This is a genomic window from Nitrosopumilus sp. (genome assembly GCF_025699255.1).
Taxonomy (GTDB): Archaea; Thermoproteota; Nitrososphaeria; order Nitrososphaerales; family Nitrosopumilaceae; genus Nitrosopumilus.
The window spans coordinates 206,708-220,963 of record NZ_JAILWA010000001.1 but is presented as its reverse complement, the minus strand read 5'-3'; the positions used below and the strand labels follow the sequence as shown (position 1 = coordinate 220,963).

The following is a 14,256-nucleotide window of genomic DNA, read 5'->3' as shown; positions in this document are numbered from 1 at the left end:
TATCTTATTATGAAAATGCAGGCGGGTTCTTCGAATAACTCTATTTTATATCATCTGCATATTTTAGATGAAAAATACGATGAACATGTAGATCTTTCTGACTATCCTTGTTAGAATTGTTTTTAGATTCCTATATTCTATAACTTTCATGAATGGAACTAGTTGTGACAACTGTTTTACTGGGTATAGACCGGGACAACTAATCTCATGTGATAAGTGCGGTTCTGAATTCTGTGACAGTTGTATTAAACACCATAAACATTAAGAATCTAAATCAAAACTTCATAAACTTGATTTTAAATGACATTTTATGGTCCGTTCTATCAATTTTGTAGTTTTGGGTAAACAAGAAATTGCATCAGAATTTGGAAAAAAAGGCACTGAAACAGATCTTACTCTTTATGATAGAAAAGAATCTGATATCATCAAAACATGGGTAATTCCAAATGGGTTCCCTGATAAGATTCAACCTTTGTTTCAAGCAATTAATTTGGCAGAGTATGTAATTTTACATGTTGATAAACTGGATAAATTTACAGGTGAACAAATAATTGCTTTGGATTCTTTGAAAAAAGAAAAGGGAATTCTTTCACATACTTTTGACGTAGACGAAACAAAACTAAACATGATGATTAAAGGAACTGTTGTAGAAAATTATCTAAAAGTTGATCAAGATAAAATCAAAGAAGAAATGGACAAACTAGAACCTCTGACAAATGATAATCCTTCAGAAATGATAATTGATCATTGTTTTGATGTTAAAGGTGTTGGAACTGTGATTTTAGGAAAAGTGACTGATGGTACTGTAAAGCAATATGATAATTTGAAACTATATCCTGCAGGAATTGATGTTTTAATAAAATCCATTCAGATGCATGATGATCCTGTGTCTGAATCTGTTTGTCCTGCAAGGGTTGGACTGGCGGTTAAGGGTGTGAAACCTGATGAAGTTAATCGTGGAGATATAATATCGCAAGAAGGACTAGTAGATGTAAAAACTGAAATTGTTCTAGATTTTCAAAAAAACCCTTTTTACAAAAATGATATTGCTGAAAATCAAGGATGTCTTGTTAGTATTGGACTCCAAATCAAAGCTGCAAAATTCTCTTCAATATCTCCTTTGAAATTATCTTTTGAAAAACCTGTTGTATGCAAAAAAGGACAGATAGCCGTAATTCTAAAACCTGAATCTTCAACAATTCGAATCCTTGGTAGTGGTACCATACAATAGTCTAATTTAATTAAATCCGATACTGATTGAATATTTGTGGAACCTGTACGTTCTTGTCCAATTTGCCCCAAATGTGGCTCAAAGCGATTCATTAGACTATCTGGTGAAAAGGTCACTGTAAAATGTCGCTCGTGTGAGAAAATTATAGAAATCTAAATCATAGTTTTTATTTGCAATATCTGTCTCAGAATTATGGCAAAAACATGGAAAGATGCCGAAATCAGTCTTGATCCTATTAAAGATCAAACAATCGCTGTAATTGGTTATGGAATCCAAGGTGATGCACAAGCAAACAACATGAAAGACTCTGGTCTAAATGTAATAATTGGTCTTAAAGAAGGTGGCAATAGCTGGAAAAAGGCAGAAGCTGATGGTCACAAAGTAATGTCTGTTGCAGATGCAACAAAACAAGCAGACATTGTTCATATTCTGATTCCTGACATGATTCAAGGTCAAGTCTACAAGGATGAAATCGGACCTAATCTTTCAGAAGGAAAAGCATTGTCGTTTTCTCATGCGGCTGCAATTTATTGGAAATGGATTGAAGCCCCAAACAATGTGGATTTAATCATGATTGCCCCAAAGGGCCCTGGTTCAAAAGTTCGAGAAACTTATCTAGATAATTTTGGTACTCCTGCAATTGTTGCAGTTGAACAAGATTTTACTGGAAAGGCTTGGGATAGAACTTTGGGTATTGCAAAAGCAATTGGAAGTGCAAGAGCTGGACTAATCAAAACTGCTTTCAAGGAAGAAGTTGAAACTGATTGGTTTGGTGAGCAAGCAGACCTTTGTGGTGGTGCAGCTTCTATGGTTACAAATGCATTTGAAACCCTAGTTGAGGCAGGTTATCAGCCAGAAATTGCATACTTTGAAGTTTTACATGAACTCAAACTCATTGTAGATATGATTCAAAGGTATGGAATTAATGGTATGTGGAGACGTGTCAGTGAAACCGCAAGGTATGGTGGATTAACTCGTGGACCAATAGTGATGGATTCTGCAAATAAAGCAAACATGAAAAAAGTCCTTACCATGATTCAAGATGGTACATTCAACAACGAATGGATTTCTGAATATCAAAAGAATGGTAAAGATGCATTTGACAAATACATGAAAGAATATGATGAACACCAAATTGAAAAAGTTGGTAAAGAAATGCGTAAAATGATGTGGCCTGATTCCACAGAATAATTTTTCTTTTTTTGAATTTCTAATCACAATAATTTTGTTGTTGTGATGATTACTCATACATAATTTTTCTAGTTTTAACTATCTTTTTGTAATTTAAGGAAAACTTCCATCATCGAGTAATTCTTTGTATATTGTTTTCTCAAGACGTGTTTCTGCTGCTCCACACTTACTACACATCCCTGTATCTTCTGGATTTTCTTTCTTTTTCTTTTCACATTCTACACATTTGTGAATGCCTTTTTTGTATCCCATGAGTTAGTTCAAAATTTGAAGTTTAACAAACTTTCTGTTTTTTACATTTTTCTTCATTTTGACAGGTGACAATATTCTCACTTCCAATACGCTTAAGTTTAGAATTTTTGCAAGTCCCTTATGGAAGATTCTGATATTGCAAAACGTGATCATCAAAAGAATAAATCTGAAATTGTGAATTTGGTTAAAGAAATGTTTCATCTTGATAAATGGGGGGATGAAGAATACAAGAAAAAATTACAACAATTAGTTATCCGGGATGAAGAATTAGTCAGAGAAGTAATTAGAAAAATTAAAGTGGAAAAAGGAATAGAATAAAATCCTACATATCTTATAATATCAATTGTTCTTTTTAGTTACTTTTTTCTTAATTTGGAAACGCCTGTTGTAATGTGATCAATTATTGTTGGTAATGGTGTTCCTGGACCAAAGACATGATCTACTCCTGATTTTATAAGATCTTTATGATCTATTTCTGGAATCACTCCTCCGCCTACAACTAACACATCATTGATTCCTTTCTTTTTTAATGTCTTAACTACTCTTGGAAAAAGTGTTCCATGCGCTCCGTTAAGTAAACTCATGGCAATTGCATCCACATCTTCATCCTCTGCGATTTGTGCAACTCTATCTGGAGTAGCAAAAAGTCCTGAATAGATTACTTCCATTCCTGCATCTCTGAACGCTCTGCATAATACGAGAGCTCCTCTATCGTGACCATCTAATCCTAATTTGGCAACTAAAATTTTGATGTTCTTAGATGCTGCCTTTTGTTTCATAATTATGTTGTATTTTGGGATATTTTAAAAGGTTTATTTGATTTATTCTGCTTGACCTCTTCAAATATATTGATTCATCTCAATAGTGTCGGTAAGATATGACTGATGATGTTTGCGATTTTTGTAAAGGGGTTGGGTCCTCATCTACAAATGTATGTGTCTATTGTAATGGGACTGGAGAATGGAATCAAGCAGCACAAGCTTATGTCAAAAATCATATTTGTCAGTGTATTGTTTTAGATAGAAAATTTTGTCCTGTTTGCAACAAAGCATGTCATCATGATACGTCATTAAATCCCAAACAAACTATTGATCCTGGTTATGGCGGTATGTCTGAACCTGAAATCACAGTTAGTGCATAGTTATACGACACTTTTCTCTAAAAATACTCACACTTCTTATAGATGAGTTTTCCTCTTAAATTATGTCCAAAGAAATTATCGTCAATATTGACTCAATAACAAATTTCTCCATTAACAGGACAGGAAAATAATATGGTTAATGCTACTTGTGCACGCTGTGGAAAAAATTCCTTGCTTACTGATGAAGTTACTGGTGAACAATTTTGTGGAAAATGTGGATATGTCATAACAGAAAAATCTCAAGAGTCTGGTCCTGAATGGAGATCATTTCAAAAAGATGGTGGTGCAGATCCTGCAAGAACTGGTGCTCCTTCATCATTGATGATTCATGATATGGGGTTGTCTACTGTAATTAATCCTCTAAACAAAGATGCATCAGGAAAACCACTATCAACATCTATGAAAAGCACTATTGAACGATTAAGAACTTGGGATAGCAGAAGTCAAGTTCATGCACCGGTTGATAGAAATCTAAGACAAGCTCTTAGCGATTTAAATAAATTAAAAGATAAAGTTGCAATTCCTGCAAATGTTTTAGAAAAAGCAGCTTACATTTATAGAAAAGCATTAGAAAAAAAATTAGTTAGAGGTAGATCTATATCTGCAATGATTGCAGCATCGCTATATGCTGCATGTAGAGATACTGAAACTCCTAGAACTCTAAAAGACGTTGCAGATGCTGCAAATGTTAAAAGAAAAGACATTGCACGATGCTATAGATTACTTCATCATGAATTGGAATTAAAAATGCCCGTAGTTGATTCAATTCAGTGTATTGCAAGAATATCTAGCAAACTTGAGATTTCTGAAAAAACCAAACGATATGCTGTTAAGGTGTTAAAAGAAGCACAAGAACGTAAAGAATCTGCCGGAAAAGATCCAATGGGACTTGCAGCAACGGCACTTTACTTGTCTTGCGTTAAGAATGGCGTATCTATTACTCAAAGAGATCTTGCAGAAGCTGCAGGAGTTACCGAAGTAACAATTCGAAATCGCTACAAGGGACTAAAAGCAGAACAATCTCTAAAATCCTGATTTCTGTCTTGCATTGCACACATGTGTCTGCTCAGTGATTATATCTTAAAATCTCCTAGTTAGTGTATGCAAATCTTAAATCAATTAAAAATAGAAGAACCGGAAAGAAAAGAATCTTTTCTAGAAATTCTTTCTGATAAGTATTGTAGGACAATTTTAGAAGCAATTATGGATATGCCCAAATCTGCAATTGAAATCTCTAGAGACAAAAATATTCCACTAAGCACTGTCTACAGACGTATTCAACAATTACATGATTCAAAAATGATTAGAACTTCTGGTGTGATTACTGATGAAGGCAAAAGATTGTTTTTGTATAAGAGCAAGATCAAGGAAGTCAATACTAGCTTTCATGATGGCAAAATTGATGTAGATGTAGTTTTTATCAAAAACTAATCTTCACTTTTAATATTTATGTTCGTTAAAATCTCCGCCCAAAGATATTGTTGCGATGACAGTTGATTCTGTTGTTTGACATTTCATTTTTGAATCTGGTAAAAATTCTTTAAAAATTTCTTGTAGTAATTGTTCTGTAAATATTGACCAATTACTGCCTAATTCATGTTGTATAATAAAATGATGTAATTCTCCTTCTACTCTGTGATCTGATTTCATTCCTGATGCACGCATATAATCTTCTAATGTCTCAATACATCTTTGCAAATCATATTCTCCTTTGATAAATAGCACAGTGTCTTTGATTACTGGTTTGATGACATTGATGATTTCATTTATTTCCTCTGCACTCATTTCTATGCCTAACGTATCTAGGATTTTTTTTGGGACTGGTATGATGCCTATTTTATCTGCAAATCTATCCCATTGAACATATTTTTCTAAAATTTGCCTTGCCATGACATTGTGTGAAATGTTCTTGTTCATCGCCTCTGTTTCAATTTCTTCAACCAGCTTTACTGGAAGACGATAAGTAACACTTCGTGTTTTTTCTTTTTTTGGAGGATGCTGTTGACGTTTGATTGTGGAATCCACTCTACACAAATTCATTTGTAAATAGAATATAAAGATGATTCAAAAATATTGAAAATTTGTTATCAAAATTGATAATCATGTTTCATTTTAAAATAAATTATTTCATGTATTTCTAATGAGGGAATAATGCAAAATCTGGCAATTGTTCATTTGAGACATGGGAAAATATTGTAAAAATTGTGAAAAATTTATGAAAAATCCTGAATTGACTCATTGTTCAGATGAATGTTTGATGTTATCCATTCGTAATAGTGACTCATTAGACGAATATGGATACAGTGCAATTACTTGGGATGAGAAATCTGATCCTTGGACATAACAAAAATAGAAAATCTACTTAAAGTGCTGTCTAATTATCTCAAATGTGAATGTAATTCCAAAAAACTATCAATTGACATTTGAACCAAATTTAACTAAATTCACTTTTGTTGGAAATGAAATCCTCTTTGCAGATTGTAAAAAACCTACAAATACCATTACTATGGATTGTGCAGAACTTAAGATAAAATCATGTTATGTGAAGTATAAAGGTAAAATCATCAAATCTCATGCAAAAACTAATGAAGAAAAAGAAAAATTAGAAATTAAATTATCCGAAAAAATTAAAGGAAATTTATCTATTGAAATCGAATTTGAAGGAATTTTAAATGATCGTTTGCTTGGATTTTATCGTAGTCAGTATGTTCAAAATGGAAAGACCAAATATCTTGCAACCACTCAATTTGAAGCTGCAGACGCTAGACGTGCATTTCCGTGTTGGGATGAACCTGAAGCTAAAGCAACATTTGATATTTCTATTATTGCAGATAACAAATTTTCTGCAATTTCAAACATGCCAGTTAAATCAAAAAAGAAAATTGGCAACAAAACTTTGTATCACTTTTCAAAAACCCCTATTGTTTCAACATATTTGATCTATCTTGGTGTGGGCGAATTTGAATACCTTACAGGGAAGATTGGCAAAATTCAGATTCGAGTTGTTACCACAAAAGGAAATAAATCCAAAGGAAAATTCTCTTTAGAGTTAGGAAAGAAATTACTTACATCCTATGAGAAATACTTTGGAATAAAATATCCTTTACCAAAACTAGATTTGATTGCAGTTCCCGATTTTGCTGCAGGTGCCATGGAGAATTGGGGTGCAATTACCTTTAGAGAAACAATATTGCTTTATGATCCTAAAACCTCTTCCACTAGGACTAAGCAATTCATTGCAGAAGTAATTTCTCATGAAATTGCACATCAATGGTTTGGTAACCTTGTCACTATGAAATGGTGGAATGATTTGTGGTTAAATGAAAGCTTTGCAACTTTTATGGCTACAAAATTTGTTGATAAATTTTATCCTGAGTGGGATTTGTGGAATCAATTTGTTGAAGATGCAATGAATGTTGCAATGGGGCTTGATTCTCTCAAGACCACACATCCTATCGACGTTGTTGTTAACTCTCCTGCAGAAATTAGAGAAATCTTTGATGCTATCTCCTATGATAAAGGTGGCTGTGTCTTGAGAATGCTTGAACACTATGTTGGGGAACCAAATTTTCAAAAAGGTTTGAAAAAATATCTGTCTGATTTCAAATATCAAAATGCTAGAGGACAAGATTTGTGGAATGCAATTGGCAAGGCTTCAAAAATGCCTGTTTCCTCAATGGTTAATACGTGGTTAAAACAACCTGGATTTCCTCTAGTTGAAATCAACCAAGATGGAAATACTTTGAAATTAAAACAGAAAAGATATCTGCTTGAACCTGAAAAAAAATTCAGTAAAGGACTATGGTCGATTCCATTATCTTTAGGGTTGGAGTCTGAAATCTCTACAAAACTATTTACAAAAAAATCCATGACTGTAAAACTACCTCGAAATACATTGGGTTTCGTAGCAAATTATGGACGGAAAGGATTCTATCGTGTAAAATATGATGAAGGCATTTTACTTGATTTGAAAATGTTAGTGGATGATAAACGAATTCCTGCAATTGATAGGTGGGCTATCCAAAATGATTTATTTTCTTTATGTGTTTCTGGAGATGAACAAGTAAGAAATTATCTTGATTTCTCTGATGCATATTTTGAAGAAGACAGTTACCTTGCTTCAGTAAATGTTGCACATAACTTGGCATCTTTATACTTCCGTTCATTTGATGAACCCTTTGCAGAAGAAATACGTGGGTATGCTGTAAACTATTTTAGAAAAATTTTATTCAATCTGGGGTGGGTTCCGCAAAAATCTGATAAACATACTGATGCCCTTCTTCGTGGATTCGCAATTTCTGTATTGGGTAAAATGAATGACGATGACGTTACTGATGAAGCATTAAGAAGATATAAGAAATTCTTAAAATCTCCGGGTTCTATTCATCCTGATTTAATAGAACCTATTTGTTCCATTGCTGCATGGAATGGTAACTCAAAAACTCATTCTGAACTAACAAAATTGTACAAAACTGCCAAAACTATGGAAGAAAAACTCCGTTTCTTGGGTGCTTTATGTGGGTTTAAAGATAAAAAATTACTTTTAAAATCCCTTAATTTCTCTCAAACTACACATGTTCGTTCACAAAATATGCAATTGCCTATAATGAAAGTTGCAGCAAATCCTTATGGCGAAAAAGTTTTGTGGCCTTGGCTAAAGAAAAATTGGAAGAAAATCAACAAAAAAGTTGGACATGGAAATCCTCTCTTTAACAGAATTGTTGCTAGTATTGCATCTGTGACAGATGACTCTATGGAAAAAGAAATCAAAACTTTTTTCAAAAAGAATCCTACTCCTGGCACTGAGCGAACACAATCCCAAACCCTTGAGAGAATCCGAATTAATTCCAAATTCCTTAGATGTATGAGAAAAGAATTCAAAGATGGCTAAAAAATTAGGCCCCCCAATATTTCTAGGTGTTTTTACTCTTCTAGCTATAATTTTCTTAACAGGTGGTGTATCTGATGACAAGAATGTCTATCGTGAAATATTTCAGATTGAAGCAATTTATTACGAATCTGGTCATGTAGAAGTTTCATATTTTGACAAGTCTGGGAAAACAACTAATGTTGTTTTAGAAATTTTGGGAATGGATGAATCTTTTCAAAAATCATTTTCTAGTTCAGAGTTTATAGAAATAGTTCCATTTCCAAATGTGCCAAGATATGGTTGGGCTGTGCATCCTATAGTACTAGAAATTGATCATAATGATTTTGGTCACATTCAATTAAAAACAGAAATTCATCCTATGGGTGATCCAGTTCCACCTGTAATCTACTCTATCCCTTAGATCGTACACAAGATTTTATTGCACCTATAATTCATTTATTGTATCTTGGACTTATTATCTGATTTAAAAAAAGGAAAACGAGGTGCTATTGCCAAAGCCATAACGATTGTTGAAAATGATCAAAACGAATCAAAAAAATTATTAAAAAAAATTTTCAAGGATAGTGGAAATTCTATAATTATTGGAATAACTGGTCCTGCTGGTGCTGGAAAAAGTTCTTTAATTAACAAAACTGCTATGGCTCTAAAAAAATTGGGTACAAAGCCTGCAGTATTGGCAGTTGATCCTACAAGTCATGTGACTGGGGGTGCAATTTTGGGAGACAGGGTCAGAATGAGTGAATCTACTGATTCTGGAACTTACATTCGAAGTATCGCATCTAGGGGGGCAACTGGTGCAGTTTCTCGCTCATTACGAAACAGTATTCGTGTATTGGAATATTCTGGTTTCAATCCTATAATTATTGAAAGTGTGGGTGCTGGTCAAACTGAAGTTGAAATTTCTAATATTGCAGATATCACAGTTGTTGTTTTTAATCCTAACACTGGTGATAGTATTCAAACCATTAAAGCAGGTTTAACTGAAATTGGAGATATTTACTTAATCAACAAAAGTGATCTTAGCGGTACAAATCAATTATTTGATGCAGTTCGTGATTTTATTGGAGATTCTGAGAGAAATCCTACGATTCTTAAAACTTCTGTGAAAAAGAACTCTGGAATTACTGTGTTTGCTAAAACTTTGAAAGATATGATGAAGTCTAAAAAGAAATCTAAAGATGTCAAAGACCGTGAACGCCTTGAGACTGAACTAAAAGATATTGTTTTAAATAACATCAAAGAAAAGATTGATGACATGTTAATTTCCGATAAAACATTTTCAAAATATCTTAAAAAATTACAATCTAAAGACATTGATCCTTTTCAAGCTGGAGATAAAATTACTAAATCATTGTTAAAGTGATAATATGGCTGCAAAAAAACCAACAAAATCAAAGGAACCTGAAAAGAAAATTTTTACGGATTCTAACTTTCTTGTAAAAAGAATTTATCAAAAATCCACAAAAAAGAAACCTGTTGAAGATGCAGGAAAATATCCATTCACCAGAGGAATACACCCTGGAATGTTTAGAGATCGATTTTGGACTATGAGACAGTATTCTGGATTTGGTGATGCAAAGCTTACCAATGAACGATTCAAATTCATGCTTGAAAAAGGTCAAACCGGTCTCAGCATGGCATTTGATTTGCCTACTCAAATTGGATATGATTCTGATTCCCCTCAAGCTGAGGGTGAAGTAGGGAAAGTAGGTGTTTCAATTACTTCAATTAAAGATATGATGACTGCTTTTGATGGTATTCCTTTAGGAAAAGTTAGTTCATCTATGACGATTAATTCTACAGCATCAACATTATTGGCATATTATATTGCAGTTGGAGAATCACAGGGATTCAAAAGTCATGAACTTAGAGGTACAACACAAAATGATATTTTAAAAGAATACATTGCAAGAAACACCTACATCTATCCACCACAACCCTCAATGCGATTAATTGGAGACATGATTGGATACTGTGCAGAAAAAGTTCCTTCTTGGTACCCTGTATCTATTTCTGGTTATCATATGAGAGAAGCTGGTTGTACTGCAACACAAGAGGTTGCATTTACTCTGGCAAACGCAATAGCTTACATTCAAACTTGTATTGATAAAGGATTAAAGATTGACGAATTTGCACCTCGTTTGTCTTTTTTCTTTTGTTGCACTATAGAATTTTTTGAAGAAGTTGCCAAGTTTAGAGTTGCAAGAAAAGTTTATGCTAAAATTCTTAAAGAAATGTTTCATGCAAAAAATCCACGTTCTTTACAATTGAAATTTCATACTCAAACCAGTGGTGAATCCCTTACTGCTCAGCAACCTAACAACAACATTGTTCGTGTGGCCATTCAAACAATGGCTGCTGTTGCTGGCGGCACTCAATCATTACATACTAATTCCAGAGATGAGGCTCTGGCTCTTCCCACACAAGAATCTGCAAAAATTGCACTTAGAACTCAACAGATAGTTGCACATGAAAGTGGAATAACTAAGACTGCTGATCCTTTGGCAGGTTCTTACTATTTGGAGGAATTATGTGATCAAATTGAAGACGGTGTGTGGAAATATCTTAAAAAAATTCAGAAAATGGGTGGATCTGTAAAAGCAATTGAGAAAGGTTTCTTCCAATCTGAAATTCGAGCAAATGCATATCGTCTAAAAAAAGAAACTGATGATGGAGATAGGGTAATTGTAGGTGTGAATAAATATGCTGAAGAAGAAGAACAACCAGAGTTATTGAGAATTGATGACCGAATTGAAATTCAACAAAAGAAGGCTCTCAAAAAATTACGTGCAGAAAGAGATTCTAAAAAATTAGAAAAAGCCTTATCTGCAATGCAAAGCGCAGCCGATACTGAAGAAAATCTTATGCCTTACATTGTAACTGCCGCAAAAGCATTTGCAACAACTGGTGAAATTAGTAATACGTTCAGAGAGGTATTTGGGGAATATCGTCCTAAAGAGGTCTTTTAATCGTACATTTCATGAATTTATTTTTAAATCAACCTTGAATCAAAATACAATTTATTGAAATTATTCTAAAATTTTTGTCAAAAGCAGTTTATTCTTTTTCAAATTGAATTTTAAGTAAAGGAAATTGTAGTACTACATTCTTTTTTATTCCGGATAGTTCTTATCAATATGAGACAGAAAATGGGATTGGAAGATAAAACAAAAACTGTGTCTCTTAGATTGAATTCATCTTTAATTGAAGAATTAAAACAAGAGGCAGAACTTGAAAAAATTAATTTTAATGCTTTGGTTTCAAAGATATTGGGTAATCATATTCTCTGGGAGAAATATGAAAGAAAAGTTGGATTATTACCTATGACTAAACCTTTTGTTAAATATGCAGTTGAAAAACTAACCGAAAAAGAAATTATTCATTTGGCAGAAGTTATAGAAAAAGACACCTTTTCAGACATACTTAATTTTATGAAGGGTGAATATACTGTTGAAGATTTTATAGAAATTCTTCGTACATGGCTTAATGTTGCTTGGATGCAACATGATATAGAAAAGAAAAACAATACTGTCATTTTTAAAATCCATCATGATTTAGGAGAAAATTGGTCTCTATATGTGAAAACTTTGGCTACTGAATTGTTTCATGATATTTTGGAGAAAAAATTAGAAGTAAAATTAACTAAAACAACAATAACTCTTATTTTTCCTATGTAGTAACACATTCTGTTTTTTGTGGTAAGAACATTACAATGTGCCTTATGATGAATCATGTTCACGATGTCATTGTGATATTTTTGAACAATCTTTCTTGATGTATCTTTGAAAAAATTCTATCTGAATTTACAGTATACATTGTGCTACATTGTGTTGCTACCACTATATCTATCCAAAATAGATCATTATTATTATGAATCAAGAGGAGGCAGTAAAACAAGTATAATTAACAAATCAGATTTCCCCAAATTCTTTATTTTTTCTGATTTGTAATTTACTTCTAAATTATGGCACAAACATGTAATGGAATATGTGAATGTCTAAAAGCACCTTCAATGAAAAATAATTTACGTTATTTGACAGGTCAAAAACGTTGCTCATTATGTGAACATTATTTTTACATTGCAGATGCTAGATGTCCTTGTTGCAAAACTCGATTAAGATCAAAACCTCGAAGCAGACATGCAAAGAAAAATTTTGAAAATGGTTGATATTGTGCTTGATTTTCTAAATTTGTCATATTGCTTACCTCTAAAATACAGAAATTCCGTTGATGAAGAGGTTGATGAAAGGCCTGAATGGGATTGGATAAAAAAGAAATGAATGATAATTTTGGAATTTTCACTCGAAAATTCACATAAAATAAATCCATTAATACTGTAAGTTGAGGATGTCTTTTAGATGAAGATTGATCATATTGCTATTGCAGTAAATGATGTTGAAGAATCTGCTAAAATCTATCAACAAGCATTAGGGGTAGACAGCGTTGAATTTGAAACTGTAGAATCTGAAGGTGTTAAGGTTGCTATTATTCATTTAGAAAACGGTAGAGTAGAACTTATGCAACCTACTAATGATGATAGTCCAATCAAAAAATTCCTTGATAAAAAAGGGCAAGGGTTACACCATATGGCATTAGATACAGATAACATAGAAGGTGAAGTTGAACGAATGGAAGGTTGTGGGATTCAATTTTTGGGGAAAATAAGGCCTGGTTCAGCTGGAACCAAAGTGACTTTCATCCATCCAAAATCTCTTCAGGGTGTATTGGCAGAACTTTGTTCTCATCCTAAAGAATAGTCATTCCATCATCTTCAAAGTATCTGAAGCTGTAATTATACCAACAATTTTTGATTTTTTAGAAACTAGTATGCATTTTGAATATCTTATCAATGGTACCAAAACATTTGCTGGAGTATCAAAATCAACAATTGGAGGAACTGAATCCATTGTATCTGCCAACTTTGCTTTTTTTAGCTCTGCCTCCCCCAAATCTGCTAAATGTTTTACAATTCCATCTTCTGATACTACTCCTACTACATCTGAATTAGAAAATACTGGTATCTGACTAATTGATAATTGATGCATTTTTTTTATTGCATCGTGTAATGTATTGGTAGGTTTTAGTTTAACAATATCTTTACTACAAAAATCTCCTGCAGTATGTGAAGATGATTCTCCTTCAAGTTTTGCAAGACTCTCAAAAATCTTTTTTGCCGTGTCATAACTTGGTTGACTTCTCCCTGATTCAATTTGATTAATCATTGATGTACTTACTCCAGTCATGCCTGCAAGTTTTTTTTGTGTAATCCCAATTTTTTGTCTAATTTGCTTTATTGATTCAATTCTTGGAAGCAATTCAATTAAGAATTGTTTGTATGTGTTTTAAAATCTATAGTTTTGAAAATTTCAAATCTCTTTGATGAGTGATTTTATGCTGGAAATTGATTCTGAATTTAGTTCAATTTCTTTGTGTTTGGCTATTACATGTTCGGTTACTTTTTCCATCAATTCTTCCTCACTTTCTGCAGTAGCAGACCACCCGCAGTCTTTTCCTGCATCTGAACAACTGATACTTTTAGCCATAATATCT

19 protein-coding genes are annotated in these 14,256 nt (G+C 33.0%); 13 read left to right on the top strand and 6 right to left on the bottom strand.

The features are described 5' to 3' along the window. Positions 1 to 310 precede the first annotated feature (310 nt). Positions 311 to 1,231, top strand: a complete 921-nt coding sequence (locus K5781_RS01495; protein WP_297439980.1) for an EF-Tu/IF-2/RF-3 family GTPase — start codon at positions 311 to 313, stop codon at positions 1,229 to 1,231. Between the two features lie 192 nt (positions 1,232 to 1,423). Beyond that, positions 1,424 to 2,422: a ketol-acid reductoisomerase gene (gene ilvC, locus K5781_RS01490; RefSeq protein ID WP_297439978.1), complete on the top strand. Its 999-nt coding sequence runs from the start codon at positions 1,424 to 1,426 to the stop codon at positions 2,420 to 2,422. A gap of 93 nt (positions 2,423 to 2,515) precedes the next feature. Here the strand turns inward: ilvC and K5781_RS01485 are convergent, their stop codons facing one another. Next, positions 2,516 to 2,674, bottom strand: coding sequence for a hypothetical protein (locus tag K5781_RS01485; protein ID WP_297439976.1), 159 nt, complete (start codon positions 2,672 to 2,674; stop codon positions 2,516 to 2,518). A 120-nt stretch (positions 2,675 to 2,794) separates the two neighbouring features. On the opposite strand from K5781_RS01485, the gene K5781_RS01480 reads away from it, so the two are divergent. Further along, the gene (locus K5781_RS01480; protein ID WP_297439974.1) at positions 2,795 to 2,992 is read left to right on the top strand and encodes a hypothetical protein; all 198 of its coding nucleotides are present in this window, start codon (positions 2,795 to 2,797) and stop codon (positions 2,990 to 2,992) included. A 38-nt stretch (positions 2,993 to 3,030) separates the two neighbouring features. Here K5781_RS01480 and K5781_RS01475 read toward each other — a convergent pair whose 3' ends face one another. Next, complete coding sequence (locus tag K5781_RS01475; RefSeq protein ID WP_297439972.1) at positions 3,031 to 3,453, bottom strand: cobalamin B12-binding domain-containing protein; 423 nt, start codon at positions 3,451 to 3,453, stop codon at positions 3,031 to 3,033. A 98-nt stretch (positions 3,454 to 3,551) separates the two neighbouring features. On the opposite strand from K5781_RS01475, the gene K5781_RS01470 reads away from it, so the two are divergent. From K5781_RS01470 to K5781_RS01460, 3 genes are all read left to right on the top strand, one after another. Next, the gene (locus K5781_RS01470; RefSeq protein ID WP_297439970.1) at positions 3,552 to 3,815 is read left to right on the top strand and encodes a hypothetical protein; all 264 of its coding nucleotides are present in this window, start codon (positions 3,552 to 3,554) and stop codon (positions 3,813 to 3,815) included. 132 nt (positions 3,816 to 3,947) lie between these two features. Beyond that, on the top strand, positions 3,948 to 4,850 hold the full coding sequence (locus K5781_RS01465) for a TFIIB-type zinc ribbon-containing protein (RefSeq protein ID WP_297439968.1): 903 nt from the start codon (positions 3,948 to 3,950) through the stop codon (positions 4,848 to 4,850). Positions 4,851 to 4,916: 66 nt separating this feature from the next. Then, complete coding sequence (locus tag K5781_RS01460; protein ID WP_297439966.1) at positions 4,917 to 5,246, top strand: helix-turn-helix domain-containing protein; 330 nt, start codon at positions 4,917 to 4,919, stop codon at positions 5,244 to 5,246. Positions 5,247 to 5,255: 9 nt separating this feature from the next. Here the strand turns inward: K5781_RS01460 and K5781_RS01455 are convergent, their stop codons facing one another. Then, on the bottom strand, positions 5,256 to 5,855 hold the full coding sequence (locus tag K5781_RS01455; RefSeq protein WP_297439964.1) for a hypothetical protein: 600 nt from the start codon (positions 5,853 to 5,855) through the stop codon (positions 5,256 to 5,258). Positions 5,856 to 6,030: 175 nt separating this feature from the next. Here K5781_RS01455 and K5781_RS01450 point away from each other — a divergent pair, with 175 nt between their 5' ends. From K5781_RS01450 to K5781_RS01425, 6 genes are all read left to right on the top strand, one after another. Continuing rightward, entirely contained in the window at positions 6,031 to 6,159 is a 129-nt protein-coding gene (locus K5781_RS01450; RefSeq protein ID WP_297439962.1) for a hypothetical protein, read from the top strand. A gap of 45 nt (positions 6,160 to 6,204) precedes the next feature. After that, the gene (locus K5781_RS01445) at positions 6,205 to 8,706 is read left to right on the top strand and encodes a M1 family metallopeptidase (RefSeq protein WP_297439960.1); all 2,502 of its coding nucleotides are present in this window, start codon (positions 6,205 to 6,207) and stop codon (positions 8,704 to 8,706) included. Beyond that, entirely contained in the window at positions 8,699 to 9,106 is a 408-nt protein-coding gene (locus tag K5781_RS01440) for a hypothetical protein (protein WP_297439958.1), read from the top strand. The genes K5781_RS01445 and K5781_RS01440 overlap by 8 nt, the downstream gene beginning before the upstream one ends. Positions 9,107 to 9,148: 42 nt before the next feature. Then, positions 9,149 to 10,069: a methylmalonyl Co-A mutase-associated GTPase MeaB gene (meaB, locus tag K5781_RS01435; protein WP_366847864.1), complete on the top strand. Its 921-nt coding sequence runs from the start codon at positions 9,149 to 9,151 to the stop codon at positions 10,067 to 10,069. A 4-nt stretch (positions 10,070 to 10,073) separates the two neighbouring features. Further along, positions 10,074 to 11,675 (top strand): methylmalonyl-CoA mutase family protein, encoded by a 1,602-nt coding sequence (locus K5781_RS01430; RefSeq protein ID WP_297439954.1) that lies wholly within the window; start codon positions 10,074 to 10,076, stop codon positions 11,673 to 11,675. A 180-nt stretch (positions 11,676 to 11,855) separates the two neighbouring features. Then, positions 11,856 to 12,383: a hypothetical protein gene (locus K5781_RS01425; RefSeq protein WP_297439952.1), complete on the top strand. Its 528-nt coding sequence runs from the start codon at positions 11,856 to 11,858 to the stop codon at positions 12,381 to 12,383. A 397-nt stretch (positions 12,384 to 12,780) separates the two neighbouring features. On the opposite strand, the gene K5781_RS01420 is transcribed toward K5781_RS01425, so the two are convergent. After that, complete coding sequence (locus tag K5781_RS01420) at positions 12,781 to 12,903, bottom strand: hypothetical protein (RefSeq protein ID WP_297439950.1); 123 nt, start codon at positions 12,901 to 12,903, stop codon at positions 12,781 to 12,783. Positions 12,904 to 13,064: 161 nt separating this feature from the next. Here K5781_RS01420 and mce point away from each other — a divergent pair, with 161 nt between their 5' ends. Beyond that, complete coding sequence (gene mce / locus K5781_RS01415; RefSeq protein WP_297439947.1) at positions 13,065 to 13,463, top strand: methylmalonyl-CoA epimerase; 399 nt, start codon at positions 13,065 to 13,067, stop codon at positions 13,461 to 13,463. Here the strand turns inward: mce and K5781_RS01410 are convergent, their stop codons facing one another. Both K5781_RS01410 and K5781_RS01405 read right to left on the bottom strand, forming a co-directional pair. Next, complete coding sequence (locus tag K5781_RS01410) at positions 13,464 to 14,021, bottom strand: CBS domain-containing protein (protein WP_297439945.1); 558 nt, start codon at positions 14,019 to 14,021, stop codon at positions 13,464 to 13,466. Between the two features lie 51 nt (positions 14,022 to 14,072). Further along, positions 14,073 to 14,249, bottom strand: coding sequence for a DUF1059 domain-containing protein (locus tag K5781_RS01405; protein WP_297439943.1), 177 nt, complete (start codon positions 14,247 to 14,249; stop codon positions 14,073 to 14,075). Positions 14,250 to 14,256 lie beyond the last annotated feature (7 nt).

Bases quoted from the DNA above. Each gene is read 5' to 3' on its own strand.
- K5781_RS01495 (WP_297439980.1), top strand. From the start codon at position 311: ATGGTCCGTTCTATCAATTTTGTAGTTTTGGGTAAACAAGAAATTGCA.
- ilvC (WP_297439978.1), top strand. From the start codon at position 1,424: ATGGCAAAAACATGGAAAGATGCCGAAATCAGTCTTGATCCTATTAAA.
- K5781_RS01485 (WP_297439976.1), bottom strand. From the start codon at position 2,674: ATGGGATACAAAAAAGGCATTCACAAATGTGTAGAATGTGAAAAGAAA.
- K5781_RS01480 (WP_297439974.1), top strand. From the start codon at position 2,795: ATGGAAGATTCTGATATTGCAAAACGTGATCATCAAAAGAATAAATCT.
- K5781_RS01475 (WP_297439972.1), bottom strand. From the start codon at position 3,453: ATGAAACAAAAGGCAGCATCTAAGAACATCAAAATTTTAGTTGCCAAA.
- K5781_RS01470 (WP_297439970.1), top strand. From the start codon at position 3,552: ATGACTGATGATGTTTGCGATTTTTGTAAAGGGGTTGGGTCCTCATCT.
- K5781_RS01465 (WP_297439968.1), top strand. From the start codon at position 3,948: ATGGTTAATGCTACTTGTGCACGCTGTGGAAAAAATTCCTTGCTTACT.
- K5781_RS01460 (WP_297439966.1), top strand. From the start codon at position 4,917: ATGCAAATCTTAAATCAATTAAAAATAGAAGAACCGGAAAGAAAAGAA.
- K5781_RS01455 (WP_297439964.1), bottom strand. From the start codon at position 5,855: ATGAATTTGTGTAGAGTGGATTCCACAATCAAACGTCAACAGCATCCT.
- K5781_RS01450 (WP_297439962.1), top strand. From the start codon at position 6,031: ATGAAAAATCCTGAATTGACTCATTGTTCAGATGAATGTTTGATGTTA.
- K5781_RS01440 (WP_297439958.1), top strand. From the start codon at position 8,699: ATGGCTAAAAAATTAGGCCCCCCAATATTTCTAGGTGTTTTTACTCTT.
- K5781_RS01430 (WP_297439954.1), top strand. From the start codon at position 10,074: ATGGCTGCAAAAAAACCAACAAAATCAAAGGAACCTGAAAAGAAAATT.
- K5781_RS01425 (WP_297439952.1), top strand. From the start codon at position 11,856: ATGGGATTGGAAGATAAAACAAAAACTGTGTCTCTTAGATTGAATTCA.
- K5781_RS01420 (WP_297439950.1), bottom strand. From the start codon at position 12,903: ATGACAAATTTAGAAAATCAAGCACAATATCAACCATTTTCAAAATTT.
- mce (WP_297439947.1), top strand. From the start codon at position 13,065: ATGAAGATTGATCATATTGCTATTGCAGTAAATGATGTTGAAGAATCT.
- K5781_RS01405 (WP_297439943.1), bottom strand. From the start codon at position 14,249: ATGGCTAAAAGTATCAGTTGTTCAGATGCAGGAAAAGACTGCGGGTGG.